Origin of the sequence: Brevundimonas sp. (assembly GCF_035627055.1) — a bacterium.
Taxonomy (GTDB): Bacteria; Pseudomonadota; Alphaproteobacteria; order Caulobacterales; family Caulobacteraceae; genus Brevundimonas.
On the sequence record NZ_DASPMM010000018.1, the window covers coordinates 231,106 to 254,829 of the forward strand.

Annotated in this window: 24 protein-coding genes; 12 read left to right on the forward strand and 12 right to left on the reverse strand. The window is 70.7% G+C overall.

Features of this window, described 5'->3' with window-relative positions:
• Window positions 1-12 precede the first annotated feature (12 nt).
• From gshB to rsmI, 4 genes are all read right to left on the reverse strand, one after another.
• Window positions 13-969: a glutathione synthase gene (gene gshB, locus VEA98_RS09395; protein ID WP_324813396.1), complete on the reverse strand. Its 957-nt coding sequence runs from the start codon at window positions 967-969 to the stop codon at window positions 13-15.
• A 61-nt stretch (window positions 970-1,030) separates the two neighbouring features.
• Window positions 1,031-1,846 carry a SirB1 family protein gene (locus VEA98_RS09400; protein WP_324813398.1) on the reverse strand — a complete coding sequence of 272 codons (816 nt, stop codon included), beginning with the start codon at window positions 1,844-1,846 and terminating at the stop codon, window positions 1,031-1,033.
• Complete coding sequence (locus VEA98_RS09405; protein ID WP_414642167.1) at window positions 1,843-2,241, reverse strand: YraN family protein; 399 nt, start codon at window positions 2,239-2,241, stop codon at window positions 1,843-1,845. Before VEA98_RS09405 ends, VEA98_RS09400 begins: the two co-directional genes overlap by 4 nt.
• A 38-nt stretch (window positions 2,242-2,279) precedes the next feature.
• Window positions 2,280-3,152: a 16S rRNA (cytidine(1402)-2'-O)-methyltransferase gene (gene rsmI / locus VEA98_RS09410; protein ID WP_324813401.1), complete on the reverse strand. Its 873-nt coding sequence runs from the start codon at window positions 3,150-3,152 to the stop codon at window positions 2,280-2,282.
• A gap of 117 nt (window positions 3,153-3,269) precedes the next feature.
• Here rsmI and VEA98_RS09415 point away from each other — a divergent pair, with 117 nt between their 5' ends.
• Window positions 3,270-4,019: an AraC family transcriptional regulator gene (locus tag VEA98_RS09415; protein WP_324813404.1), complete on the forward strand. Its 750-nt coding sequence runs from the start codon at window positions 3,270-3,272 to the stop codon at window positions 4,017-4,019.
• 276 nt (window positions 4,020-4,295) lie between these two features.
• Window positions 4,296-4,751, forward strand: coding sequence for a hypothetical protein (locus VEA98_RS09420; RefSeq protein WP_324813407.1), 456 nt, complete (start codon window positions 4,296-4,298; stop codon window positions 4,749-4,751).
• A gap of 19 nt (window positions 4,752-4,770) precedes the next feature.
• Here VEA98_RS09420 and hemW read toward each other — a convergent pair whose 3' ends face one another.
• Window positions 4,771-5,934, reverse strand: coding sequence for a radical SAM family heme chaperone HemW (gene hemW / locus VEA98_RS09425; RefSeq protein ID WP_324813409.1), 1,164 nt, complete (start codon window positions 5,932-5,934; stop codon window positions 4,771-4,773).
• Window positions 5,927-6,529 carry an RdgB/HAM1 family non-canonical purine NTP pyrophosphatase gene (gene rdgB, locus VEA98_RS09430; RefSeq protein WP_324813412.1) on the reverse strand — a complete coding sequence of 201 codons (603 nt, stop codon included), beginning with the start codon at window positions 6,527-6,529 and terminating at the stop codon, window positions 5,927-5,929. The genes hemW and rdgB overlap by 8 nt, the downstream gene beginning before the upstream one ends.
• A gap of 452 nt (window positions 6,530-6,981) precedes the next feature.
• On the opposite strand from rdgB, the gene VEA98_RS09435 reads away from it, so the two are divergent.
• The 3 genes from VEA98_RS09435 (at window position 6,982) to VEA98_RS09445 (ending at window position 8,417) form a co-directional block, all read left to right on the forward strand.
• Window positions 6,982-7,551: a DUF2975 domain-containing protein gene (locus VEA98_RS09435; protein ID WP_324813415.1), complete on the forward strand. Its 570-nt coding sequence runs from the start codon at window positions 6,982-6,984 to the stop codon at window positions 7,549-7,551.
• 63 nt (window positions 7,552-7,614) lie between these two features.
• On the forward strand, window positions 7,615-7,875 hold the full coding sequence (locus VEA98_RS09440; RefSeq protein WP_324813417.1) for a helix-turn-helix transcriptional regulator: 261 nt from the start codon (window positions 7,615-7,617) through the stop codon (window positions 7,873-7,875).
• Entirely contained in the window at window positions 7,872-8,417 is a 546-nt protein-coding gene (locus VEA98_RS09445; RefSeq protein WP_324813420.1) for a Smr/MutS family protein, read from the forward strand. Before VEA98_RS09440 ends, VEA98_RS09445 begins: the two co-directional genes overlap by 4 nt.
• Here the strand turns inward: VEA98_RS09445 and VEA98_RS09450 are convergent.
• Together VEA98_RS09450 and VEA98_RS09455 are read right to left on the reverse strand one after the other, a co-directional pair.
• Entirely contained in the window at window positions 8,414-10,471 is a 2,058-nt protein-coding gene (locus tag VEA98_RS09450) for an ATP-binding protein (RefSeq protein WP_324813423.1), read from the reverse strand. The two genes, VEA98_RS09445 and VEA98_RS09450, sit on opposite strands and share 4 nt — an antisense overlap.
• A 96-nt stretch (window positions 10,472-10,567) precedes the next feature.
• Complete coding sequence (locus VEA98_RS09455; protein ID WP_324813425.1) at window positions 10,568-11,578, reverse strand: adenosine kinase; 1,011 nt, start codon at window positions 11,576-11,578, stop codon at window positions 10,568-10,570.
• Between the two features lie 107 nt (window positions 11,579-11,685).
• Here VEA98_RS09455 and VEA98_RS09460 point away from each other — a divergent pair, with 107 nt between their 5' ends.
• Together VEA98_RS09460 and VEA98_RS09465 are read left to right on the forward strand one after the other, a co-directional pair.
• Window positions 11,686-12,561: a transporter gene (locus tag VEA98_RS09460; RefSeq protein WP_324813428.1), complete on the forward strand. Its 876-nt coding sequence runs from the start codon at window positions 11,686-11,688 to the stop codon at window positions 12,559-12,561.
• Between the two features lie 61 nt (window positions 12,562-12,622).
• Window positions 12,623-13,678, forward strand: coding sequence for a hypothetical protein (locus VEA98_RS09465; RefSeq protein WP_324813430.1), 1,056 nt, complete (start codon window positions 12,623-12,625; stop codon window positions 13,676-13,678).
• Between the two features lie 4 nt (window positions 13,679-13,682).
• Here the strand turns inward: VEA98_RS09465 and nth are convergent, their stop codons facing one another.
• Window positions 13,683-14,369 carry an endonuclease III gene (nth, locus tag VEA98_RS09470; protein WP_324813432.1) on the reverse strand — a complete coding sequence of 229 codons (687 nt, stop codon included), beginning with the start codon at window positions 14,367-14,369 and terminating at the stop codon, window positions 13,683-13,685.
• Window positions 14,370-14,611: 242 nt separating this feature from the next.
• Here nth and VEA98_RS09475 point away from each other — a divergent pair, with 242 nt between their 5' ends.
• The 5 genes from VEA98_RS09475 to VEA98_RS09495 are packed head-to-tail and all read left to right on the forward strand — an operon-like array spanning window position 14,612 to window position 19,190.
• Window positions 14,612-15,706, forward strand: a complete 1,095-nt coding sequence (locus VEA98_RS09475; protein WP_324813434.1) for an HlyD family secretion protein — start codon at window positions 14,612-14,614, stop codon at window positions 15,704-15,706.
• 16 nt (window positions 15,707-15,722) lie between these two features.
• Window positions 15,723-17,300, forward strand: coding sequence for a DHA2 family efflux MFS transporter permease subunit (locus VEA98_RS09480; protein WP_324813436.1), 1,578 nt, complete (start codon window positions 15,723-15,725; stop codon window positions 17,298-17,300).
• Window positions 17,300-17,893, forward strand: a complete 594-nt coding sequence (locus tag VEA98_RS09485) for a TetR/AcrR family transcriptional regulator (RefSeq protein ID WP_324813438.1) — start codon at window positions 17,300-17,302, stop codon at window positions 17,891-17,893. Before VEA98_RS09480 ends, VEA98_RS09485 begins: the two co-directional genes overlap by 1 nt.
• A gap of 59 nt (window positions 17,894-17,952) precedes the next feature.
• Window positions 17,953-18,702, forward strand: coding sequence for a creatininase family protein (locus VEA98_RS09490; protein WP_324813441.1), 750 nt, complete (start codon window positions 17,953-17,955; stop codon window positions 18,700-18,702).
• A 26-nt stretch (window positions 18,703-18,728) separates the two neighbouring features.
• Window positions 18,729-19,190: a hypothetical protein gene (locus tag VEA98_RS09495; RefSeq protein ID WP_324813443.1), complete on the forward strand. Its 462-nt coding sequence runs from the start codon at window positions 18,729-18,731 to the stop codon at window positions 19,188-19,190.
• A gap of 37 nt (window positions 19,191-19,227) precedes the next feature.
• Here the strand turns inward: VEA98_RS09495 and VEA98_RS09500 are convergent, their stop codons facing one another.
• The 3 genes from VEA98_RS09500 to VEA98_RS09510 all read right to left on the reverse strand — a co-directional run bounded on the left by VEA98_RS09500 (window position 19,228) and on the right by VEA98_RS09510 (window position 23,684).
• On the reverse strand, window positions 19,228-20,685 hold the full coding sequence (locus VEA98_RS09500; RefSeq protein ID WP_324813445.1) for an AMP nucleosidase: 1,458 nt from the start codon (window positions 20,683-20,685) through the stop codon (window positions 19,228-19,230).
• Between the two features lie 64 nt (window positions 20,686-20,749).
• Window positions 20,750-21,607, reverse strand: a complete 858-nt coding sequence (locus tag VEA98_RS09505; RefSeq protein WP_324813448.1) for an alpha/beta hydrolase — start codon at window positions 21,605-21,607, stop codon at window positions 20,750-20,752.
• A 37-nt stretch (window positions 21,608-21,644) separates the two neighbouring features.
• The gene (locus VEA98_RS09510) at window positions 21,645-23,684 is read right to left on the reverse strand and encodes an AsmA family protein (protein ID WP_324813450.1); all 2,040 of its coding nucleotides are present in this window, start codon (window positions 23,682-23,684) and stop codon (window positions 21,645-21,647) included.
• Between the last annotated feature and the right edge of the window lie 40 nt (window positions 23,685-23,724).

Consider the following 23,724-nt stretch of genomic DNA (forward strand, 5'->3'; position numbering starts at 1 on the left):
ACAAGAGCGGCGTCAGGCGACGGCGCGGATCGCCCGCTTTCTCTCGATCACGTCCCACATCAGGGTCGCCGCATCGACGCCGGTGAACCGCTTCAGTTGCTGGGCCCCGGTGGGCGAGGTGACGTTGATCTCGGTCAGCCAGTCGCCGATCACGTCGATGCCCACGAAGATCAGACCCCGCGCCTTCAAGGTCGGACCGATGGCGGCGCAGATCTCGCGGTCGCGCGGGGTCAGTTCCACCGGCGCGGCGGTGCCGCCGACGTGCAGGTTCGAGCGCACGGCGCCCTCGGCCGGCACGCGGTTGATCGCCCCCACCGGCTCGCCATCGACCAGCAGGATGCGCTTGTCCCCCTTCGACACGGCGGGGAGGAATTTCTGGATCACCAGCGGATCGCGCGAACCGACCGCGTGAATCTCGATCAGGGCCTCGAGGTTGGGGTCATCCGCCTTCAGCCGCACCACGCCGGAGCCGCCGGCGCCGTGCAGCGGCTTGAGCACCACGTCGCCGTGCCGCCGGTGGAACTCCATCAGCGCCACCGGGTCCGAACTGATCAGCGTCGGCGGCGTCAAGCCGGGGAAGCGGGTGACGAGCAGCTTCTCGGGCGCACTGCGCACCTCGGCCGGATCGTTCACAACCAGGGTCTTCGGATGCACCGTCTCCAGCAGATAGGTCGCTGTGACATAGGCCATGTCGAACGGAGGGTCCTGGCGCATCAGGATGACGTCGACGTCCTCGGCCAGGTCGAGCTTCACCTCGTCGCCGAAACTGACGTGGTCCCCCGCCGTCGCCCGCAGCGTCACCGGCCTGGCGCGGCAGAACAGGCGGCCGTCTTCCAGCGCCAGGGTGCGGAAATCATAGACCCAGACCGGATAGCCGCGGTTCTGGGCCTCCATGGCCTGCAGGAAGGTGGTGTCGGACTCGATGTTGACCGCCTCGATGGGGTCCATCTGGATCGCGACTCTCAGCATGCCCTGTCCTTCCGAGCGGGTGGAGCTTGGCTAATGGGCAGCCGAGGGGGGCGGCGCAACCCTAGTTCAGTTGCAGCCGCACCCGGTCGACCGACATCCGGCGGTGCGCCTCGCCCGGATCGTCGAGAGAACGGGCCCGCGACAGCGCCTCCAGAGCTCCGGCGAGCGCGCCCTGTTTCTCGCGCGCGGAGGCGACGTCCAGCCACGGGCGGTGATCCTCGGGATCGAGCAGGGCGCGACGCAGGGCCGAGCGTTCGGCGCCCTCGAAATCCTGGGCGCGCAGGGCGCGGCTGAACAGCACGTTCTGCAGGCGCAGCAGGGCCTGCCGGTCGCTGACGGGGGCCATCAGCACGTCGAGCCGGTCGGCCACATGCGGGGTGAGGCCGGCCCGCAGCGCCCGCCGGGTCAGCTCCGACGGCAGCACCAGCCGGCCCTGACTGAAGGGATCCAGCGCCACCGGTCCCTCTGGCGTCTCGACACGGAGCAGGAAATGACCGGGGAAGTCGACGCCCTGCGCCCGCACCCCCGTCCGCCGGGCGGCGTCGATGTAGAAGATGGCCAGGGTCGCCGACAGGCCGCGGCGGCGCTCGGCCACGTCGATGACGTCGGTGTTGCCGGGATGGTCGTAGTTGAGCAGGTCGCCGTTCAGCCGCATGTCCGAGGCCATGGTCTCGGCCAGGGCGTCATCCGGGCCTTCGCTGCCGATCCGCTCGGCGAGCCGCTCGGCGGCGTTGTGGGCCAGGGTGCGGACCGGCTCGGGATCGCGGAAGGGATAGTCATGGATGGCGCAGGCGATGGCCGCTTCCAGCAGCGGAAACGCCCCGTCCTCGGCCTGTCCGGCCTCCGTCAGCACGGTCACGGCTTCGTCGCGCGTCACGCCCGCCCCCTCCCGAACGGCTCCACCCCGCGACGATGGCGCGGAAGCCGGCCCGGAGCCAGCGCCACCATATCGATTCGGAGCAGATGTCCGGCCAAGCTGGGTCTTTGACGCAACACCGCGCGGCCCGCGGCCAGCAGCCGATCATACTGTTTTGCGGACAGGGCCGCGAGGGCAAGCTCCATGGTCGCGCGGCGCTTGACCTCGACCACCGCCAGCGTGCGGCCGCGGCGGGCCAGGATGTCGATCTCACCCGCCCGCGTCTTCAGGCGGAATCCGAGCAGCTGGTAGCCGCGGCTCATCAGCAGCAGGGCGGCGAGCCATTCCGAGCGATGTCCTTCACGGTGCGACAGCGCGCCCAGCGCCACGCGCCAGCCGCGCTTCGCCGTCACCACCCTCGGCGCCTTCAGACGGACCTGGGGCCGGGCGCCGCTCACCGGCCCTGCAGCTCCAGCGCCCGCTTGTAGAGCGGCTTGCGGGGCAGATTGAGCGCCTTCGAGACCTCGGCCGCGGCCTCGCCCGGCGGGAGACGGGTCATGGCCTCCGCGAGGGCCGCGTCGGCGTCGGCTTCCGAAGCCACCTCCGTCTCGCCGGGCCCGATGACGATGACGATCTCGCCCTTGGGCGACTGGCAGCGCGGATCGGCGGCCAGTTCGGACAGGGAGCCGCGGACGCATTCCTCATAGAGCTTGGTCAGTTCGCGGGCCACGGCGGCCGGACGGGGCCCCAGCACCGCGGCCATGTCGGCCAGGCTGTCGGCGAGCCGGGGACCGCTCTCGAAGAAGACCAGCGTCTGCCGACCGGTGCGCAGCTCTTCAAGCGCCGTCCGGCGGGCGCCGGACTTGGGCGGCAGGAAGCCGGCGAACAGGACCCGGTCGGCCGGCTGGCCGGCGATGCACAGCGCCGCCAGCAGGCTGGACGCGCCCGGAATGGGGTGCACCGGCAGCCCCTCGGCGATCACCGCCCGCGCCACCACGAAACCCGGATCGCTGACCAGCGGGGTGCCGGCGTCGGAAACCAGCGCCACCACCGCCCCCTCGCGCAGCCGCTCGATGGCCAGTTCGGCCGCCCGCGCCGAGGCGTGGTCGTCGCACCGCTCGAGCTTCGCCTTCAGCCCATAGGCCGACAGCAGTTTGCCGGTCACCCGCGTATCCTCGGCCAGGACCAGGTCGGCGGCGGCCAGCACGTCCAGCGCCCGCAGGGTCATGTCGCGCAGGTTCCCGATCGGGGTGGCGACGAGGTAGAGACCCGACGCGACCGGTCGGGGCGGCGGGGCGGTCGGCGGAAAGGCGGACGGATCGGGCATCGGCGCGACCGTGCCAGCCGGTGGGCGCCCGCTCAAGGGTTGTGGCCCGGACTTCACTTCCGGATCGGCGCGTTCTCTGGCTAAGCTTTCCTGATGGAGCCGCTGGCGCGCACGAGAATGTCGATCTGGGAAGGCGGAAGCCTCTGGGTCGTCGACGCCCTGCCGAATACCCGGCCGGCGCCGCGTAGCACCGGTTGGCACGCCCACCACGCCATTCAGGTCACACTCGGCCTCGGCGGATGGTTCCAGCTCGACACCGCCAGCCGGTCCCTTCGCGGGCCCGCCGTCGCCGTGGCCGCCGACGCCTCGCATTCGTTTCAGGCCGAGGGTCTGGTCGCCATCCTGTTCATCGAACCGGAAAGCCGGGCCGGCCGCGCCGTCGCCCGCAACCTGTTCGGACGGGACGAGCTGGCGGCCCTGCCCGACGACCTGTCGGCCGATTTCCGCGCCCGCGCGGCAGCGGCCTGGGAGGACCCGGGTCAGCAGGGTGATCCGTTCGAAGACCTCGGCCGGGCCCTGATCCACCGCCTGGCCGGAGATGGACCGGCGGATCACCCGGACCCGCGGGTCGACCGCATGCTCGCCTTCGCCGCCGACCATATCGAGGGGCCGATCAGCCTCGCCGACGTCGTCGCGGACTCGGGGCTGTCAGCCAGCCGGCTGAGCCACCTGTTCGTGCAGCACACCGGGCTGCCCTTCCGCACCTATCTGCTGTGGCTCCGGCTGACCCGGGCGGTCGAGACCATCGCCGCCGGCGGCGGCCTGACCGAAGCCGCCCATGAGGCCGGCTTTGCGGATTCCGCCCACTTCAGCCGCACGTTCAGGCGCATGTTCGGCGTCGCCCCCGCCCAGTTGCGCATGGCGTAGCGGTTCCGTTCAAGCGGCCGGTTCCGAAGACCCCTAGAAGGCGGTCGTCACCCACCCGGAACCAAGGAGCTTCCGATGCCTACCGACTGCAACTGCAACCCCTGCCAGTGCCCGCCGCCCTGCGGCTGTCAAGCGGCTCCGAGCCAGTGCAACTGCGGCCCGGCCTGCAACTGCGCCGACGGCTGCGCCTGCACCCCGTCGACCTGAACCACCCCATGCGGCGCCGGCGCCCGCCGGCTCCGGCGCCGCATCGCGGGCGAAAGAGGATTTGGAGGCATGGAATTTTGGGTCGGCGTCGGTCTGGCGCTGGCGGTCAGCCTCATGGGCCGGTGGGTCGGACTCGACCGCGACCGCGCCTTCTATCCCGTGATCCTGATCGTCTCCGCCTCCTACTATGCGCTGTTCGCCGCAATGGCGGGCGCGACCCCGGTTCTCGGGGCCGAAACCGCGATGTTCGCCGTCTTCCTGATCGCCGGTCTCGTCGGTTTCCGGTCCAGCCTGTGGGTGGTCGTCGCGGGGCTGCTCGGCCATGGCCTGTTTGACCTCGGGCACGAGTTACTCGTCACCAATCCCGGCGCGCCTGACTGGTGGCGGATGTTCTGCCTCGGCTACGATGTCGCCGCTGCGGCCTGTCTGGCCTGGCTGCTGACGCGGCCGAACGCCTCCGCCGCACGGCCCGCCGAGCGGCACGGTCAGCCGGTTCAGGACGCGGAATACTACCGCCTGCTGTGAGCCGCCCCGGTCCTTCGTCCTAGACCAGCAGCGCCCTCAGCACGCCGTCCAGCACCGGCCGCCCCGCCCCGGTCGCGACCACCCGGTCCTCCGCCACCCGTAAAAACCCATCCTCGACCAGCCCTCTGAGAGGTCCGGATCCGGTCGCCCGCCCCAATGTCGCAAGGTCGGCCAGCAGCGCGCCCTCGACGGTGCGCAGACCCAGCAGGATGCGCTCCTCGGCTGCGGCCCGCGCGTCCAGCGTCTCACGTTCCGCCCATGCCGCGCGTGCGCCGACTCCTGCGATGTAGGGTCCGATGCCTCGGTGGGCCACGGTCGCCGTGCGCGCCCCTTCCAGCGTCAGCCGGCCGTGCGCGCCGGGACCGACGCCGAGATAGTCGCCGCCGCGCCAGACATGAAGATTGTGGGCCGAGCGAGCCGCGGCGCCGCGCGCGTGGTTGGATACCTCATAGGCCTCGAACCCGGCCGCCTCGAGCACCGCCTGGGTCGTCTCATAGAGCGCGGCCGACAGGTCCTCGTCGGACGGCGTCCAGGCGCCGCGGGCCACCGCACGGCCGAAGGCGGTCGTCGGCTCGATGGTCAACTGGTAGGGCGAGATGTGCTCGAAGCCGAGGTCCAGCGCCTCCGTCAGCTCGGCCTCCCAGCCCTCCACGGTCTGGCCCGGACGGGCGTAGATCAGGTCGATGGACAGGCGGTCGAAGGCGCGCCTCGCCATGCCCACGGCCCGCCGCGCCTCGTCGGCGGAATGGTTGCGGCCGAGGAAGGTCAGCGCCGCATTGTCCAGCGCCTGCACCCCGATTGACAGCCGGTTGACCCCGGCGTCCGCCAAGGCCGCGAACCGGCTCGCCTCCGCATCGGTCGGATTGGCCTCCAGGGTCACCTCGATCGGTCCGCGAGACGGGTACAGGGCGCCGGCCCGGTCGAGCACCGCCGCCACCGATTCCGGCGCCATCAGCGACGGCGTACCACCTCCGAAGAAGACCGAGGCCAGCCGGCGCGGCCCCGTCAGTGCGGCCTGATCCTCAAGGTCGGTGAGGATCGCCTCGACCAGCGCCGCCTGTTCATCCGCCCGCCCCCGGTCCCTGACGACGTTGAAGTCGCAGTAGGGGCAGATGCGGGCGCAGTAGGGCCAGTGGACGTAGAGGGCGACGTCCGTCCCGGGATCAGGAACCGGGTCAGTCAATCAGCGCCGCCTTCAGCTTGGCGAAGGCGCGGGCGCGGTGGCTGATGGAGTCCTTCAACTGCGGGTCCAGTTCGCCGAAGGTCTGGTCGTAGCCGTCGGGAATGAAGATCGGGTCGTAGCCGAAGCCCCGGTCACCTCGCGGCGGGAAGGTCAACCTCCCCTCGATCCGGCCCTCGACGACCACCGCCGGCCCGTCGGGCCAGGCCACCGCCAGGGCCGAGGTGAACCACGCCCGCCGGTCATCGGAGCCCACCTCTTCCAGTCGCTCCTCGACCTTGCCCATGGCCATGGCGAAGTCCTTGTCCGGCCCGGCCCAGCGGGCGGAGAAGATGCCCGGCGCGCCGCCGAGCGCCGCGACCGAAAGACCGGAGTCGTCGGCCAGGGCGACCTCGCCCGACCGGTCCGCCGCCTGCCGGGCCTTGAGCAGGGCGTTGCCGGCGAAGGTCGTCTCGGTCTCATCCGGCTCCGGCAGATTCAGCGCCCCGGCGGTGACCACCTCGTAATGTCCGCCCAGCAGGGCTTCGATCTCGGGGACCTTGCCCGGATTGTGGGTCGCCGCGACCAGCCGCATCCCCTTGATAAGCTTGAACTTCATGCCGCGCACGCGTCCTGTAACGATCCATTGCCAAAGTTTAATATCGTTAAACGATATGTAACATGACTTCCTGCCGCGCACGGCCTATCTATTAACCCAAGGACGGACGCCGCAACGTTCCCCGATACGAGCCAAACCGGCAAGATCGATGCAGCGGTACAACGAACGAGGGGTGAAAACATCCCTCACTCAGGATCAACAGAGAACGACAATGAACACCATGAACGCTTCCTACTTCATCGAAAAGGTCGGCCACGGCGTCCTGAACGCCTTCCTGCTCGCCGCCCTGCCGACCGCGCTGATCGCCACGCTCGTCCAGGCCCTGTGATCCTACTTCTGCTCACAGGAGCTTTGACGATCTGCATGACAAACGCGATGTATAAGACCGCGTGTGGGTTCGCCGGACCCCGCGCGGCACTCGCGCCTGGACGTCCGGCCTGAACGAGGCCCGCATGCGATTCCCGAAGACGACATCGCTCGGGATCCGCACCCCTTCCCTGCCCCATCTGAGCCTGGTCTCGATCTCGAGCGTGGCGAGCACGGCCTGCACCGTCGCCTTCTGGGTCCTGTCCGTCGGCGCCGTCCTTGTCCCCCTCGCCGTTGTGGCGCTGAAGCTTCTCGGCTGGTCGCTGGTCACCGCCGGATCCGGGGAAGACGCCATCGTCATCCCCCTGCCGTGGGCCTATGTGCTGCTGGTCGCCACCGCCGCCTTCGCCTACCTCTCCATTTCCGCCCTGATCTTCCGGCTGCTGATCGGCATCGTCGTCACGCTGCGCATGGGCGACCCTTTCCATCCGCAGAACGTGCGGCGGCTGCACCAGATCGCGGGCGCCTTCGCCTCTGTGACGCTCGGCGTCTGGATCGGCCAGTTCCTGGTCGCGCGCTTCGTGCGCGGCGCCATGGAGACCCCCGACCTGTTTGACCTGATCACCCCGTCCTTTGCAGTCGTCATCCTTGTGGTGATCGCCGAGGTCTTCCGCGAGGGCGCGCGCCTGCGCCGTGAGTCCGAACTGACCATCTGAGAGAGGAGCGCGCGCCCGGACCTGGCTTTTCGTCCCCGCGCCCGCCGGTATAGAGAGTTGCCCATGGCCATTCGCGTACAGCTCGACCGCATCCTCCTCGAACGGCGCATGTCGCTGACCGAGCTGGCCGACCGCGTCGGCGTGACCTTGGCCAACCTGTCGATCCTGAAGACGGGCAAGGCGCGGGCCATCCGCTTCACCACCCTGGACGCGCTGTGCCGGGAACTGAACTGCCAGCCGGGCGACCTGCTGACGCAGACGCCGGGGCCGCAGGACGCCGGCTCGGACGAGGACCTCGACGGGAACGCCCCCGGCACAACATGAGCCGCCGCGACGACCTGAGCCCGGACGACCGCCGGATCTGGGCGCGGGTGGCGGGCTCGGTGACGCCATCGAAACCGAAGAAGGCCCCGCGCATCGTCGTCGGCGCCGCCAACCCGGAACCGGCGGCCGCGCCGCCCGCCAAGGGGCCGACGAAGGTCCGCGGCGTCCCGGCTCCGTATGCGCCGCCGACAGCGCCGCCCGCCCGCGCCCGCGGCCTGCCCGAGGAACTGGAGCCGCGCCGCCAGCGCCGCTTGTCGCGGGAGCGCGATCCGATCGAGGCGAGGATCGACCTGCACGGCTACGGCCGCTTCCAGGCCCAGGACGCGCTGACGGCCTTCCTGATCGGAGCCCAGGCGCGCGGCTATCGCTCGGTGCTGGTGATCACCGGCCAAGGGCGGCGCGGCGGCAGCGGCGTCATCCGCGCCTCGGTGCACGAATGGCTGCAGGGGCCGGGCCTGCGGGGGGTGGTCTCCGGTTTCGCCCCGGCCGCACGCAAACACGGCGGCGACGGGGCGCTGTATGTGACGATCCGGCGGACCTAGGCGGCCAGGGCCTCGGACGACGACGTCAAGGCGTCCTCGATGGCCTCGAACAGGGCCGGGGCGGTGATCGGCTTGGTCAGGTGGCGGTCCGCGCCGGCGGCGAAGCTGGCCTCGGCGTGTTCCGGCAGGGCGTTGGCGGTCAGCATCAGGATCGGTCCGCGCGGCAGGTCAGCCGCGGCCTCGTGGGCCCGGATGGCGCGGACGGCGGTCAGTCCGTCCATGACCGGCATCTGCATGTCCATCAGCACCAGATCGAACGGCGCGGCCGCGAAGGCCTCGACAGCCTCGGCCCCGTTCTCGACCTGGACCAGATCGACCTCCGCGGCGGCGAGGATCAGTTCGACGACCTTGCGGTTGGTCGGGTGGTCGTCGGCCAGCAGGATGCGCAGGGGGCGGTCGTCGACCGCCGCCGCAGGCTCCCCGGATTCCGCAGATGCGGCGGGGGTGGCCGTGTGAACCCGGGGCAGCGGCAGGCGGGCGGTGAAGGCCGAGCCCTCGCCAGGGACGCTGTCGGCGTCGAGCGAGCCGCCCATGGCCTCCACGATGTGACGGGCGATGGCCAGGCCCATTCCGGCCCCGTCATGGCGTCGGGTGATGGAGCCGTCGGCCTGCTGGAAGCGACCGAAGACCTCGGCCTTGCGGGCCGGATTGAAGCCGCAGCCGGTGTCGGCGACCGTCAGAACGACTCCGTCGGCGTCGGCTGCGATGCTGAGGCGAACGTGGCCGGCCTCGGTGAATTTGACGGCGTTCGACAGGAGGGCTGAAAGCACCTGGCGGACCCGGTCGGCGTCTCCGCGCCGGCGGCCCGCGGCGAGCGGATCGATCTCCGTCTCAAAGCCGAGCCTCTTGGCGGCGGCCTGTTCGGCGGCGGGGCCGGTGGCGACGCGAATGACCTCGGAAAGGTCGAACGGCTCGGCGCGCAGGTCGAGGCCGCCCGCCTCCATGCGGGCGAGGTCCAGCACGTCGGAGAGCAGGCGTTCTAGGGTCAGCCCCGAGGCGTGGATGACGCCGGCGATGTCGCGTTCCCGGGCGCCGGAGGCGTTCTGCGCCAGAAGGCCGGCCATGCCGACGACGCCGTTCAGGGGGGTGCGGATCTCGTGGCTCATATTGGCGAGGAATTCGGACTTGGCGCGGTCGGCGGCCTGGGCGGCGCGCGCGGCGCGGTCGCGCTCGGCCAGCACGGCGGCGACGGGCAGCACCGCCAGCGGCAGCATGGCGAGGCCGATCTGCAGATCGAACAGCTCGGCGCGCAGGTCGGGGCTGCCAGCCGCGACCGCTCCGAAGCCGGCGAGGTTGAGGCCGATGGCGACGATCCCGGCCCACAGCACCGACCCGGCCGCGCCGAGAGCGCCGAAGCGCAGGGTGGCGAAGACGGCCAGCGGCGTCAGCAGGGCCAGTTGGGTGGCGTCGGACCGGACGAGGGCGAAACAGCCGGCGGCGATGGCGGCGAGCAGGCCGAGCGCCTGGAGGAACTCGGTGGGCCGGGCGAGGCGGCGCAGGTGCTCGCGGGTCAGCACCATGCCGAAGGGGACGAGGATCATCACCCCGAGCGCATCGGCGGCCCAGTAGTCCCACCAGGTCTGGGCCGGCGTCCCGCCGCCCAGGTCGGCGACCAGATGGGCGGCGGATCCCGCGCCGGCGGCGGGGGCGATCAGGGCGGCGCAGACAAGGAAGCCGAACAGGGCGCCCGGGCGGGTCAGGTCCTTGTCCATCAGCTTCAGCACGCTCAGCAGCCAGACCGCCGCGGCGATCTCGACGAGATTGGTCAGGGCGATGAGCAGGGCCCCGATCAGGGGCGCCCCGGCCAGCATGATCGGTGCGACCATGGCCGCGAAGGCCCCGAGGCAGACCCCCACGACCCACAGCCGCTCGCGCGGACCGCGCAGAATAGCCAGCAGAATCAGGGCATTGGTCGGCCAGATGGCGGTCAGCGCGCCGAAGCTGGTGAAGGCGACGGCCGCCGTGGAGACCAGGGCGACGGCGACGCTGAAGGCGAGGAGCGGCAGGATCCGGCGGACGGCCAGCGACCTCCAGGTCCATGATCTCGACGTCATCCACGCCTCCCGAGCGACGCCGGGGGTCGGCGCCGGCGCTCAGCCTAAGAGGGGGGTGGCTAAGGGGAGGCTAATGACGGGACTGTAACCTGCGGATCAGGCGCCGAGGGTCAGCCCGGCCTGCCGCGCCAGCTGTTCCAGCGGAACCATCGGCCGGGGACCCCAGTGGGCGATGACCTCGGCGGCGGCCAGCGAGCCGAGCTTGCCGGCGTCTTCCAGCGTCAGGCCGCGGGCGAGGCCGAGCAGGAAGCCGGCGGCGTACTGGTCGCCGGCGCCGGTGGTGTCGACCACCTTGTCGACGGACGCAGCGGCGATCTCGGCCCGCTCCGCCCCACCCTGTCCGAACACCACCGAGCCGGCGGCGCCGCGGGTGACGGCGGCGATGTCGACGATGCGGCCGAGATGGGCGGCGGCGTGGTCGAAGTCCTCGGTCTCGAACAGGGCGGCGAGCTCGGCCTCATTGGCGAGGACGATATCGGCGGAGGCCTCGATGAAGGCCAGCAGCTCGCTGCGCCAGCGATGGACGACGAAGCTGTCCGACAGGGTGATGGCGACCTTGCGCCCGGCCGCGTGGGCGGCGACGGCGGCGGCCTCGAAGGCGGCGCGGGCCGGGGCCGGATCGAACAGATAGCCCTCGAGATAGACGATGGCCGAGGCGCCGATCAGGGCGAGGTCGATGTCCTCGACCCGCAGCTGGTTGGCGGCGCCGAGGAAGGTGCACATGGTGCGCTGGCCGTCCGGCGTGACATTGATCATGCACACGCCGGTCGCGGCGTCAGACAGGGGCGGCGTGTCGAAGGCGACGCCGGCGGCGCGGATGTCGTGGCTGAAGACCCCGCCCAGCTGGTCGTCGGCGACCTTGCCGATATAGGCGGCCCGGCCGCCGAAGCTGCCCACGCCCGCAACGGTGTTGCCGGCTGATCCGCCCGAGGCCTCGACCCCAGGAGCCATGGCCGCGTAGAGGGCCGCGCTGCGCGCCGCGTCGACCAGCTGCATCGAGCCGGCGGTCAGGCCCTGGGCCTCCAGGAAGGCGGGCTCGCAGGGGGCGAGGACGTCGACGATGGCGTTGCCGACGGCGCAGACGTCGTAGAGGGGGGCTTGGGTCATGGGCGCGCCCATAGCGGCTCGCGCCGCCCTTGGCCAGCGACGGCCCTTATGGGCGGACAAGGAAAGCCGTGTTGCGAAGCTGCGGCTTTCCGGCGAAGGACCCGGCCATGACCCGCATCGCCGTTCTGACGCCCGACCCCGCCGATCCCTCCTATGACGGCCAGTGGCAGGGGGTGCTGCAACGCCTCGCCTCCGCCCTGACGCCGGCCGGGCTCGCCGTCGAGTCGAGCGCCTGGACCTACCATGTCGAGGATGCGTCCGGCCTGAGCGGCTACCCGCTGGTCCTGCCTCTGATCGTCTGGGGTTACCACCGCGACCACCCGCGCTGGATGCAGGCCTGCACGGCCTGGGCGGAGGCGGGCGTGCGGATGCTCAATCCGCCCTCGGTGATCGGCTGGAATTCGGACAAGTCCTATCTCGGCCGGCTGGCGGAGAAGGGCGTGGCCATTCCGCCGACGATCTGGGTCGAGGGCCCGACCCAGACCGACGTCGACGCCGCCTTCGACCGGTTCGGAACCGACACCGTCATCGTCAAGCCGCGCGTGTCCGGCGGGGCGTGGAAGACGCTGCGCCTGTCGCGCGGCGAGCGGCTGACCGGCGCGCCCGAGGGCCCGGCGATGATCCAGCCGTATCTGCCGTCGATCGAGACCGAGGGCGAAACCTCGCTGCTGTTCTTCGGCGGCCAGCTCAGCCACGCCGTGAACAAGCGGCCGGTGAGCGGCGAATTCCGCATCCAGGTCCAGTTCGGCGGGCAGTACGCCGCCGTGCCCGAGCCGCCGACGGGCGCGCTGGCCTTGGCCGAACAGGCCTTGGTCGCCATCGGCGAGGACCTGCTCTACGCCCGCATCGACATGGCGCGGGGGCCCGACGGCGGCTGGCTGCTGATGGAGGCCGAGCTGATCGAGCCGGACTTCTATCTCGGCTCTGCGCCGGAGGGCGGGGCGCGGTTCGCGGCGGCGGTCAGGAATTGTCTGGGCGACTGAAATTGCCCGATCGCCCCTTCTTCTCCTAGGATGCCGCAACTCAGGGTATGGGGTGAGTGAGATGCGTATTGGGGGATTGTGGAGCCTGATCCTTGTCGCTGGCCTGCTGATGGCCGGCTCGGCCCATGCGCAGGCGGACAACATATTCGCCCGCGCGGACGCCTACAGGGCGGAGCGTGCGGCGGCGTGCCGGGGCGGCGACCTCGACGCCTGCGCGCAGGAGGGACAGAATTTCTGGGCCGGCGTCCGGGTGCCGCGAGACCTTCCGAAAGCGGTTGAATTCCTCGGACGCGCCTGCCGCGGCGGCCGGCTCGCGTCCTGCGCCCATCTCGGCCGCCTTCACGCCGAGGCCGGAACGCCTTTCCATCAGCCTGCCACGGCTTCCGGCCTGTTCGAGCGCGCCTGCGCCGGCGGCGAGGTCGACGGCTGTACGGCGGGCGCCAAGGCGCTCCTCAATGCCGACGGACGAAGCTACAGGGACTGGCCTCGGGCCGAGTCCTTCCTGCGCCGGGCCTGCGACGGCGACGACAATGAGTCCTGCTTCCGACTGGGGGTGGTCTACCTCAACGGCGACGGCGCGCCTCGCGACCCGACCCGGGCGGGGCCTCTTCTGGAGGCCGCCTGTGTCGGCGGGCGTCGAGACGCCTGCGGCTGGGCGGCGAGCGTGTTCGGCTCCGGTCAGCACGGGGCCGCCGATCTCGCCCGGGCCGAACGGATGATGACGCGGGGCTGTGAGCTGGGGGCCGGCGACGTCTGTTACATGAAGGTGTCGTTTCTGGTTTCCGGCGCGGCCGGACCGGAGCGGGTCGCGGAAGGGATGCAGTTGCTGCCGCGGGCCTGCGAACTGAATGTCGCAGCGGCCTGCAGCGATCTCGCGGTCGAGATGGCCCAAGGACAGGGAATGCCGAAGGACGAGCCCCGGGCGCGACAGCTGGCGAATCGCGCCTGCCGGGGCGGCGACTGGAACGGCTGCATGGTCTTCGGCCTCATGCAGGCCCATGGCGTGGGCGGCTCCGCCGATCGGGAGGGGGCCGCCGCCGCCTTCCGGCGTGCCCTTGAACTCGATCCGGCCCGGCCGGAGCCGCGCACGGCCCTGAACGACTTCGGACTGGAATAGAGACCTAACCCGCCTCCCCCAGCGCCTGAAGCCCCGCCCTTGAGGGGCACAGGTCGCTGATCACGCAGGCGCTGCATTTCGGCTTGCGCGCCGTGCAGGTGTAGCGGCCATGCAGGATCAGCCAGTGATGGGCCTTGGGCAGCCACTCCTCGGGGACGACCTCGTGCAGCTGGGCCTCGACCTTGTCGGGGGTGGCGGCGTTGGCGAGGCCGAGGCGGTGCGAGACGCGGAACACATGGGTGTCGACGGCGATGGCCGGCTCTATGCCCAGTTCGTTCAACACCACGCTGGCGGTCTTGCGGCCGACGCCGGGCAGGGCCTGCAGCGCCTCGCGGTTCAGCGGCACCTCGCCGCCGTGCTGCTCCAATACGATGCGGCTGAGGGCGATGACGTTCCTGGCCTTGTTCCGGTAGAGGCCGATCGAGGCGATGAAGGGGATCAGCCCCTCCTCGCCCAAGGCCAGCATTTTTTCGGGCGTGTCGGCGGCGGCGAACAGCCGGTCGGTGGCCTTGTTGACCGAGACGTCGGTGGCCTGGGCCGAGAGGGCGACGGCGACGACGAGGGTGAAGGGGCTGGAGAAGTTCAGCTCGGTCTTCGGATCGGGCATGACCCGGGACAGCCGCTCGAAGATCGCCTCGACCCGATCCTCGTCCGGCGGCCAGCCGAGCACCGGGACGATGGCCCCGGTCATGACGGCGGGTCGTTTGGGAGCCGCTTTCGTGCGGCGTACGGCCGGAGCCCTGGGTGACTTCATGCCGTGTCGTCGCCGGGCGCCGGAGCGGCGTCAAGGTCGGGCGGCCGTGCGCAGGGTCGTCCGAGGTTAATCGGCTAAAACACGACGTGTTGCAGCGCTGAAAAACCCGGGTTGATTTTTGGACAGTTGTGTCCATTTATGCCGCCGCTCCTCCCCGGACGCCCATTCGAGAACGTCGCATGACCCTGACCCCGGTCCTCAAGAAACGCCTGCCCCTGATCGTCGCCGCGGTCGTCGGCCTCGCCCTGATCGTGGGCGGCATCGTCTGGTGGCAGGGCAAGCAGCGGTGGGAATCCACTGAGAACGCCTTTGTCGCCGCCGACACCACCGAAGTCAGCCCGCAGATCGACGGCTATGTCGTCGAGGTGCTGGTGGCCGACAACCAACGGGTCGAGGCCGGCCAGGTGCTGATCCGGCTGGACGACGCCGACGCCCGCGCCAACCTCGCCCAGGCCGAGGCCGAACTGGCCGCCCTGCAGGCCGGGGTGCAGAACGTCGACGCCCGGGCGGCCCAGGAACAGGCCATGATCGCCAGCCGCGCCGCAGCCGTGGCCCAGGCCCAGGCCCAGGCCGACCTCGCCCGCCAGCAGGTCGCCCGCTACGGCGCCCTGGCCGAGAAGGGCTGGGTCTCGCAGCAGCGCATCGAGACGGAACAGGCGAGCGTGCGTACGGCGCAGGCCTCGGTCGCCGAGGCGCAGGCGGCGCTGGTCGCGGAACAGCGGGCCGCCGGCGTGCTAGGCTCGACCCGGGACCAATCCGTGGCCACCGTCGAACAGGCCCGCGCCGCCGTCGACAAGGCCCGTATCGCGCTGGAGCGCACGGTGATCCGCGCGCCGGTGTCCGGCGTGGTCGGGGCCCGCGGCGTGCGGGTCGGCCAGTACGTCCGGCCGGGCGGGACCATCCTGTCGATCGTGCCGCTGGGCGACACCTATGTGGTGGCCAATTTCAAGGAGACTCAGCTGGGCCGGCTGCGCATCGGCCAGACGGTGGAGATCAAGGCCGACGCCTTCAAGGGCGAGCCCCTGACCGGCCATATCGAGAGCTTCGCTCCGGCGACCGGCTCGGAGTTCGCCCTGATCCCCATCGAGAACGCCACCGGCAATTTCACCAAGATCACCCAGCGGGTGCCGGTCCGCATCCGGGTCGACCGCCGCGCCGGCGCCGCCCTGCGGCCGGGCCTGTCGGTCGAGATCAAGGTCGATCTGAAGAGCGAAGGCACGCTGAGCTTCGCGGAGGCGGCCGTGGCGCCGGTGCAGACCGCCGCCGTCCGGTGACGAGCGGATTCAGGACATGACCGCCACCACAATCGAACAGACGTCGGCTGAGCCCAAGGTCAACTGGACGATCCTGCTGCTCGGCTTCGCCGGGATGGTGATCGGCCAGTTCATGGCCATCCTCGACATCCAGATCGTGGCCTCTTCCCTGCCGCAGATCCAGGCCGGGGTCGGCGCCTCGGCCGACGAGATCAGCTGGATCCAGACCGCCTATCTGATCCCCGAAGTCGTGATGATCCCGCTGTCGGGGTACCTGTCGCGCCTGTGGGGGACACGCAATGTCTTTCTCGCCTCCTGCGCCGGCTTCATGGCCATGAGCGTGGCGGTGGGCCTGTCGGGGTCGGTCGAGCAGATGATCTTCTTCCGGGCTCTGCAGGGCTTCGTCGGCGGGGCCATGATCCCGACCGTCTTCGCCGTCGCCTTCACCGCCTTCCCGCCGAAGCACCGGGTGACGGCCAGCGTCATCATGGGGCTGATCGTCACCCTGGCGCCAACCGTCGGGCCGACGCTCGGCGGGCACCTGACCGAGCAGCTGAGCTGGCGCTGGCTGTTCTTCATCAATGTGCCTCCGGGGCTGCTGGTGCTGTTCCTGGTCGGCCGCTACGCCAATTTCGACAGGGGCGACCCGTCGCTGGCCAAGGGCTTCGACTGGTGGGGGCTGGGGCTGATGGCGACCTTCCTGATGAGCCTGCAGTTCGTGCTGGAGGAAGGGTCGAAGAACGACTGGTTCGCCGACGACCACATCCTGCTGCTGGCGGTCGTCGCGGCGATCACGGGGCCGGCCTTCATCTGGCGGGCGCTGAGCTACTACAATCCGATCGTCGAGTTGCGCGCTTTCGCCAACCGCAATTTCATGGTCGGGGTGGTGATGACCTTCACCGTCGGCGCGGCGCTGTTCGGCGGCACTTTCCTGCTGCCGCTGTTCCTCGGACGGGTGCGCGGCTATTCGGCGGCGGAGGTCGGCACGACCATGGTGGTGTCGGGCCTGGCCATGTTCGCCACCGCCCCCGTCGCGGGCCGGCTGGTGCGGCTGGTCGACCCGCGCATCCTGATGTTCAGCGGCTTCATGATGTGCGCCTGGTCGATGTGGGACGCCCATGCCGTCACCGCGGAATGGGGCTTCTGGGAGTTCGCCGGGGTGCAGGCCCTGCGCGGCGTCGGGGTGATGATGGCGATGATCGCCTCGCAGCAGGTGACCATGTCGACCCTGCCGCCGCACATGGTCAAGAACGCCTCCGGCCTGGTGAACCTCGCCCGCAACGTCGGCGGCGCCTTCGGCCTGGCGATCCTGAACACCTCGCTGACCACCAACACCGCCCTGCACATGAGCGAGCTGACCCAGAACATCACCAATACGGACGCGGGGATGACGGGCCTGCTGGCGGCGATGCAGGAGCGGTTCGCCGGTTCGCTGGACCCGGCGGGCGCGGCGATGAAGGCGATCCATGGCATGCTGAACCTGCAGGCCGCGACCCTGGCCTTCGGAGACGCCTTCGCCATGCTGGCCATCGGTTGCGCCTTCGCCGCCTTCGTCACCCTGCTGTCGCGGCCGGGCAAGATGGCCATGGGCGGCCCGGCGGCGGAGGCGCACTGATGGCGCGGGTCCGCGGACAGGTTGACGAGAGCAAGACCGAGGCCATCCTCGACGCCGCCTCCGCGCTGTTCTCCGAACAGGGCGGCGGGGTGTCGATGGAGGCCATCGCCAGACGCGCGGGGGTGTCGCGCCAGACGCTGTACAACCGCTTTCCGTCGAAGGTCGAAATCGGCCGGGCGTTGGCGAGCCGCCGCATGGACGCGATCAGCGCCCCCCTGCGCGACGGCGGCGACCCGCAGACGGTTCTGACCACTCTGGCGGCGCTGTTGCTGGACAAGATCGTCGGCGAGGACGGCCGCGCCTCGATGCGCGGCGTGGCCCTGATGTCGCCCCACGCGCCGGAGGTGGCGCGGGCGATCTATGACGCGGGGCCGGGCGAGAGCCTGCGGCGGCTGTCGGCCTGGCTGGCGGAGCAGGATCGCGCCGGCGCCCTGTCGGTCCCCGACCCCGACCTGGCGGCCGAGATGTTCGCCGGCATGGTGCTGGGCCACGGCCACCTGCGCGGCATACTGGGCGTGCCGCATCCGCCGTTCGACCGCGACGCCCGCGCGGCGGAGACGGCGCGGCGGTTCCTCAGGGCTTTCGTCCCGTGACGGTTGGCGACAGCGGGCAATCGGCCTAGACCCCGGCCGTCTGTTCCGGAGCGTTGCCCATGCTGATTCACCTGTCGTCCTGGCCCGAGATCGACGCGCGGCTGAAGACCACGAAGACGGTGGTCGTGCCGATCGGCTCCAACGAGCAGCACGGGCCGACCGGCCTGCTCGGCACCGACTGGCTGTGCCCCGAGATCATCGCCCATGCGGCGGAGAAGTCGGACGAGAGCCTGGTCGTCGCGCCGACCTTCAACATCGGCATGGCGCAGCATCACCTGGCCTTCGCCGGCACCATCAGCCTGCGCCCCTCGACCTTCATGGCGGCGATCACCGACTGGGTGTCGTCGCTGAGCCGGCACGGGTTCGAGCGGATCTATTTCCTCAACGGGCACGGCGGAAACGTCGCCACCATCGAGGCCACCTTCGCGGAGATCTACGCCGAGTGGAGCTTCGTCGAGGAGCAGCCGCCCTTCGTGCTGAAGCTGAAGAACTGGTGGGACCTGCCGGGGGTGCACGGCTTCTGCACCCGGATGTTCCCGACCGGGCACGGCATGCATGCGACGCCGTCCGAGATCGCCGTGACCCAGGCGGCGTATCCGCATCTGGTCAAGACGGCGGTGATGGAGCCGAGGATCGCCCCGGTCGGGCCGATCCGCGACGCGCTGGACTATCGCGCCCGCTTCCCTGACGGGCGGATCGGCTCCGACCCGCTGCTGGCCAGTCCGGAGAAGGGACAGGAAATCATCGACGTGGCCGTCCCCGCCCTGCTCAAGGACGTGGCCGAGTTCTCGGCCGAGGTCTTGCCGTAGGGGGCGGCGCGGCGCACGGTCGGGCCATGACACCGATCAGACAGGCCGCCCGCACCGCGCGCGCCGGGCAGGAATTGCTTCAGGCCAGCGGCGATGTGATCGCCCGGCGGCTGGAGATCGTCGCCGAGGCGGTGCGCGCTCCGCTGAAAGCCGACCTGCGCGAGATGAGCCTGATGGGGTCGGAGAAGGTCGAGGCCCTGTCCGCGTCTGCGAGCGTCGGGCTGAACGCCGCCGCGAGTCTCGCCGCCACCACCGCCGCCGTCGCCGCGCGCGAGACCGCCGCGGCGCAGACCGCGCTGGGCTCGGTGCTGAAGGCGGGCAATCCGGCCGAGGCGGCGCTGGCGCAGGGCGCCTGGGTGACAGCCGCGATGAGCCGGGCCGTCAGCGACGGCTGGGCCTTCGGGGCGACGATGCTGAAGCTGCAGGCCGACGCCCTGGCCCCGATCCACGCCGCCGCGGTGGCCAACGCCAAACGGCTGAAGAAGTAGCCGCCCGCCTCAAGTAGCGCGAAGCGCGGTAGGCGCTCTATCTGAACGGCGGCTCGTCGAAGGCGCGCAGCTTGCGGGAGTGCAGGCGCGAGCCCTCGGCGCGGAGCAGGTCGACGGCCTGGATGCCGATCTGGAGGTGTTCGGAGATCGAGCCCTCGTAGAAGCGGTTGGCCTGACCCGGCAGCTTGATCTCGCCGTGCAGCGGCCGGTCCGAGACGCACAGCAGGGTGCCGTAGGGCACGCGGAAGCGGTAGCCCTGGGCGGCGATGGTGGCGCTCTCCATGTCGATGGCCACGGCCCGGCTCTGGTTGAAGCGCTGGGCGGACTTGGCGTAGCGCAACTCCCAATTGCGGTCGTCGGTGGTGACCACCGTGCCGGTGCGCAGGCGCCGCTTGACCTCTTCGCCGGGCGCGCCGGAGACCATCTTGGCGGCGTCGTAGAGGGCGCGCTGGACCTCGGCGATCGAGGGGATGGGGATGTCCGGCGGCAGGACCGCGTCCAGCACGTGATCGTCGCGCAGATAGGCGTGGGCGAGGACGTAGTCGCCGATGACCTGGCTGTCGCGCAGGCCGCCGCAGTGACCGATCATCATCCAGGCGTGGGGGCGGGTCACCGCCAGGTGGTCGCAGATGGTCTTGGCGTTGGACGGGCCGACGCCGATGTTGACCAGGCTGATGCCGTTCCAGCCGGGCGCGGTCAGGTGGTAGGCCGGCATCTGGTGCTTCTTCCAGGCCGCGTCCATGACCACCTCGCCGGGGTTCGGCGTGTCGCGGGTGATGACCACCCCGCCGGCGCAGACCAGCCGGTCATAGGGGCTGGCCGGATCGGCCACCTGCTCGCAGGCCCAGCGCACGAACTCGTCGACGTAGCGGTTGTAGTTGGTGAACAGGATGTAGCTCTGCACATCCTCGACCGGGGTCCCGGTATAGTGGCGCAGCCGGGCCAGGGAGAAGTCGGTGCGCAGCCCGTCGAACTGGGCCAAGGGGAAGTCGCGGGCCGGATCGAACAGGCCGTCCGACACCTCGTCGCCGATATGGGCCAGGTCGGTGGTCGGGAAATAGCGCGCCACCGCGGCGGTCTGGCTGCGGTCCAGCGCCACGTCCGAGCCGTCCATCACATAGGGGAAGGGGATCTCCTGATCCGACGGGCCGACGTCGAAAGTCGCACCGTAGTCGGCCTCAAGCAGGCCCAGCTGCTCGGTCAGATAGGGGCGGAACAGGTCAGGCCGGGTGATGGTGGTCGAATAGACGCCGGGCCGCGACAGGCGGGCATAGGCGCGGCTGGCCAGATTGGCGGGGCGGTCGCCGAACCAGCTGACCCTGAGCTCGGGATAGGAGAACAGGCCCTGGGCCCGGGCTTCCGGATCGGGGCGCTCGCCGGTGGCGAGGAAGGTCCGAACCGCCTCGCGGAGGTTGGCCACGGCTGCATTGTAGAGGGTTTCGAGGCGGTCCAGAGCCGCCGGGCCCGTCATCGGGCCAGTCATCATGTCTGTCATGGCCCCAGATAGCGGACAAACATGACCTTGGCGAGACAGGGGCTCGGCCGCGCGGTCCGCTCCGTCACGCGAGCTCGCGGCGCAGGAAGGCGCTCACATCGTCCAGTACGGGCGCCTTGTTGCGGAACAGCGGCGAGAAGGTCGCGATCAGGTCGGCGTGGTCGAGACCGGGATACAGCTTCGCCTCGCAGCGGCCGCCGACGGCCCGCATCCGCTCGCACAGGACGGTGGTGTCGCGCGGCTCGACCAGCGTGTCGTCCATTCCGTGGCCCAGCCAGAGAGGCGGCGCGTCGGCGCGGACGAAGGTGACCGGCTGGGTCAGGGTCAGGTCCGGCGCCCGGCTGAAGGCGTTGATTGAGGCGGGCACGTCCAGCGGCAGGAAGTCGTACGGCCCCGCCAGCCCGACGGCGGCCCTGATCAGGTCCGGCGCGCCCGCGGCGGCCATGTAGCGGCGGTCCAGGGCGATCATCATGGCCAGGTGGGCGCCCGCGGAGTGACCGATCACCGCCAGTCGGGCGGGGTCTGCTCCGTAGCCCCCGGCGATGGCGCCGACCCGAGAGGTCGCCGCCGCCGCATCCTCGATGAAGGCGGGAAAATGCACCTGAGGCACGATGCGGTAGTCCGGCATGGCCACCAGGAAGCCGCGCGCCGCCAGGGCATGCGCCGCCCAGCCGTATTGCGACCGGGCCCCCGAATCCCAGCCGCCGCCGTAGAAGAACACGAGCGCCGGCCAGGGACGGACAGGCGTCGCGGTCGGGGCGAGAATGTCCATGCGCTGGCGCGGGTCGTCGCCATAGGGAAGGCCGCGAGCCACCCGGCGCACGCCGCGGTCGCGCGGGCCGAGGGCGTTCAGGGCCCCGAGCGGCGAGCAGGCGGCGGCGAGCGCGGCGGCGGCGGGAACGAGGAAGCCTCTTCGGGTCATCCGCGCAGGATAGGCACGAAGAGGGGCCCCGGCTCAATCACCTCGCCGACGAGATCAGCGCCCCGCAGTTGGCGTCCTCGGCCAGGCCGGGGTCGACGAAGGCCGCCAGGGCCGCGAACGGATTGACCAGGGCGCCGAGAATGGCGCCGAGACCGACCTGCGCCGCCACCTCGCCGCGATCGACATCGACCTTCGGCGAGGTCAGCGGCCCCTGCACCAGGATCGGGGCCCACAGCCGGACCAGCCGCGCCTCCTTGGTCTCGCCGTCGATGCGCAGGTTCATGGTCTCGGCGCCGAGATCGATCGAGCCGCTGCCGTGAGCCAGCACCGGCGTGGTGTCGATGACGAAGGTCCGCGCCGTCGCCGTGCCGCCGCTGACGGTGAAATCGGCCACGGCGCAGCGGATCTCGGCGGTGGAGCCATCGTCCATCTTGAGCAGGCCGGCGAGGACATTGATGCCCATCAGTTCGGCGAAGGCCTCGCGCATCCGCCCGTGCGGCACGACCAGGCTGATGGTTCCCTTCGAGGCGGCGGCGAAGTCGTGGACCGAGGCTCCGGGGCCCTCCAGCCGCGCCCGTCCCAGCGCCTGGCCGCTGACGGTCGGGACGCCGTTGCGGGCCGGGATGATCGATTCCAGCGGATAGCCGCGCAGGCGGAAATCGATGGCGCTGTACGGCCGGTCGCGGGTGGCGTTGATCTTGGCCGTGCCGCGCAGTTCGCCGCGGTTGAAGGTGAAGGCCACCGGATCGAGGTTGAGGATGCCGCTCTTCAGATCGGCCCCGATATCGACCTGGCGCACGTCGAGCTCGTTGCGCTTCACCCGCGCCGCCCTGTAGCGCAGCGTGCCGTCCATGACCCGCAGGCGCTCGACGTTCAGCGGGGCGTCCGGCAGCAACCGTCCCGGCGCGCCCGAGCTGACCACGGTATCGCCGCCGGCGACCACGCGCGGCTCGGCGCCGAGCACGGCCATCAGGTCGTCGATGTCGAGCAGGCGAGAGCGCAGGTCGGCGTCGACCCGGCGCCGGTCGCGGACCTTGTTGACGACGACGTCGCCGGACAGGTCCGAGGAGCCGACGCGGCCGCTGAAGTCGGCGAAGGTGAATTTGGCGTCGTCGCGCGTCAGCCGACCGGCCAGACGGTAGGGCGGGGTGTTGGGCGTGGTCACGCCGGTCAGCAGATAGATGTCGGCGAGGTCACGCCCTTGCAGGCGCAGGGTGGCGGTGAACTGGCCGAGGTCGAACGGGCGGGTGATGGAGCCGTCGGCGATCAGGCGCGTACCGACGCCGGCGATCTCGCCATGGAAGGTGTAGGGCCGGTCGCGGCGGATGTTGATGAAGGGGCCGCCCTGGACCAGCACCGTCAGCGGCGTGCCGTTGATGGTGCCCTTGCCGTCGAGATGGAAGCCGGCCTGGCCGTCGGAGCCCTCGCGGGCGTTGATGGTGGCCTCGAGCTTGATCTTCCGGTGCTGTTCATCGAGCGAGACCTGACCGTCCTGGATCAGCAGCCGGTTGATCGGCGGCAGCCTGAGCCCCTCCCCCGTGTCGGGCGCGTCGGGATTCAGCTGCCAGCTCTTGCGCCCGTCCTCGGTCGAGATCAGCACTACCTTGGGGCGGGTGATCTGCACCAGCGGCATCTCGATGTGGCCGCCCATCAGCGCGCGCAGCCGCACCGAGGCCCGCAGGTCCTCGACCTTCAGCGTGTCCTGTTGACGCGCCCAGTCGGGCCCGCCGATGCGCAGGTTCTGCACCCGCGCCGAAGGCGTCCAGCTGAACAGATTGACGTCGAGGTCGCCGTTGAGCTGGATTTCGCGGTCGTAGCGCGCCGAGGCCCAGCGGCCGATCGGCCCGCGCAGCATGTTCCAGTCAAACAGCAGCAGGAACAGGACGATGGCGGCGATCAGCACCAGGGTGATGCTGGCGGCGATCTTCTCGGGCAGGGCCGGCCGCCGCGCCGCCGCATAGAAGGGGTCGTTGGCGACGACCCAATCGCGCCAGCCGCGCAGGCGCGCGCCGGCGGGGACCAGGGCCCGGTCCCGCACCACGAGCCAGTTCGGATTGTCCTTCAAGGGGTTGGGCAAGCGCGAACTCCGTCGAGCGGAGACAACGCATGAGCGCCCG

Coding starts and splice junctions, on each gene's coding strand:
- VEA98_RS09420 (WP_324813407.1), top strand. CDS start 4,296: ATGGAATTTTGGGTCGGCGTCGGTCTGGCGCTGGCGGTCAGCCTCATG.
- VEA98_RS09415 (WP_324813404.1), top strand. CDS start 3,270: ATGTCGATCTGGGAAGGCGGAAGCCTCTGGGTCGTCGACGCCCTGCCG.
- VEA98_RS09455 (WP_324813425.1), bottom strand. CDS start 11,578: ATGACCCAAGCCCCCCTCTACGACGTCTGCGCCGTCGGCAACGCCATC.
- VEA98_RS09505 (WP_324813448.1), bottom strand. CDS start 21,607: ATGACCCGAAGAGGCTTCCTCGTTCCCGCCGCCGCCGCGCTCGCCGCC.
- VEA98_RS09475 (WP_324813434.1), top strand. CDS start 14,612: ATGACCCTGACCCCGGTCCTCAAGAAACGCCTGCCCCTGATCGTCGCC.
- VEA98_RS09485 (WP_324813438.1), top strand. CDS start 17,300: ATGGCGCGGGTCCGCGGACAGGTTGACGAGAGCAAGACCGAGGCCATC.
- VEA98_RS09450 (WP_324813423.1), bottom strand. CDS start 10,471: ATGACGTCGAGATCATGGACCTGGAGGTCGCTGGCCGTCCGCCGGATC.
- nth (WP_324813432.1), bottom strand. CDS start 14,369: ATGACCGGGGCCATCGTCCCGGTGCTCGGCTGGCCGCCGGACGAGGAT.
- VEA98_RS09445 (WP_324813420.1), top strand. CDS start 7,872: ATGAGCCGCCGCGACGACCTGAGCCCGGACGACCGCCGGATCTGGGCG.
- VEA98_RS09435 (WP_324813415.1), top strand. CDS start 6,982: ATGCGATTCCCGAAGACGACATCGCTCGGGATCCGCACCCCTTCCCTG.
- rdgB (WP_324813412.1), bottom strand. CDS start 6,529: ATGAAGTTCAAGCTTATCAAGGGGATGCGGCTGGTCGCGGCGACCCAC.
- rsmI (WP_324813401.1), bottom strand. CDS start 3,152: ATGCCCGATCCGTCCGCCTTTCCGCCGACCGCCCCGCCGCCCCGACCG.
- VEA98_RS09495 (WP_324813443.1), top strand. CDS start 18,729: ATGACACCGATCAGACAGGCCGCCCGCACCGCGCGCGCCGGGCAGGAA.
- VEA98_RS09460 (WP_324813428.1), top strand. CDS start 11,686: ATGACCCGCATCGCCGTTCTGACGCCCGACCCCGCCGATCCCTCCTAT.
- gshB (WP_324813396.1), bottom strand. CDS start 969: ATGCTGAGAGTCGCGATCCAGATGGACCCCATCGAGGCGGTCAACATC.
- VEA98_RS09490 (WP_324813441.1), top strand. CDS start 17,953: ATGCTGATTCACCTGTCGTCCTGGCCCGAGATCGACGCGCGGCTGAAG.
- VEA98_RS09500 (WP_324813445.1), bottom strand. CDS start 20,685: ATGACAGACATGATGACTGGCCCGATGACGGGCCCGGCGGCTCTGGAC.
- VEA98_RS09480 (WP_324813436.1), top strand. CDS start 15,723: ATGACCGCCACCACAATCGAACAGACGTCGGCTGAGCCCAAGGTCAAC.
- VEA98_RS09440 (WP_324813417.1), top strand. CDS start 7,615: ATGGCCATTCGCGTACAGCTCGACCGCATCCTCCTCGAACGGCGCATG.
- VEA98_RS09465 (WP_324813430.1), top strand. CDS start 12,623: ATGCGTATTGGGGGATTGTGGAGCCTGATCCTTGTCGCTGGCCTGCTG.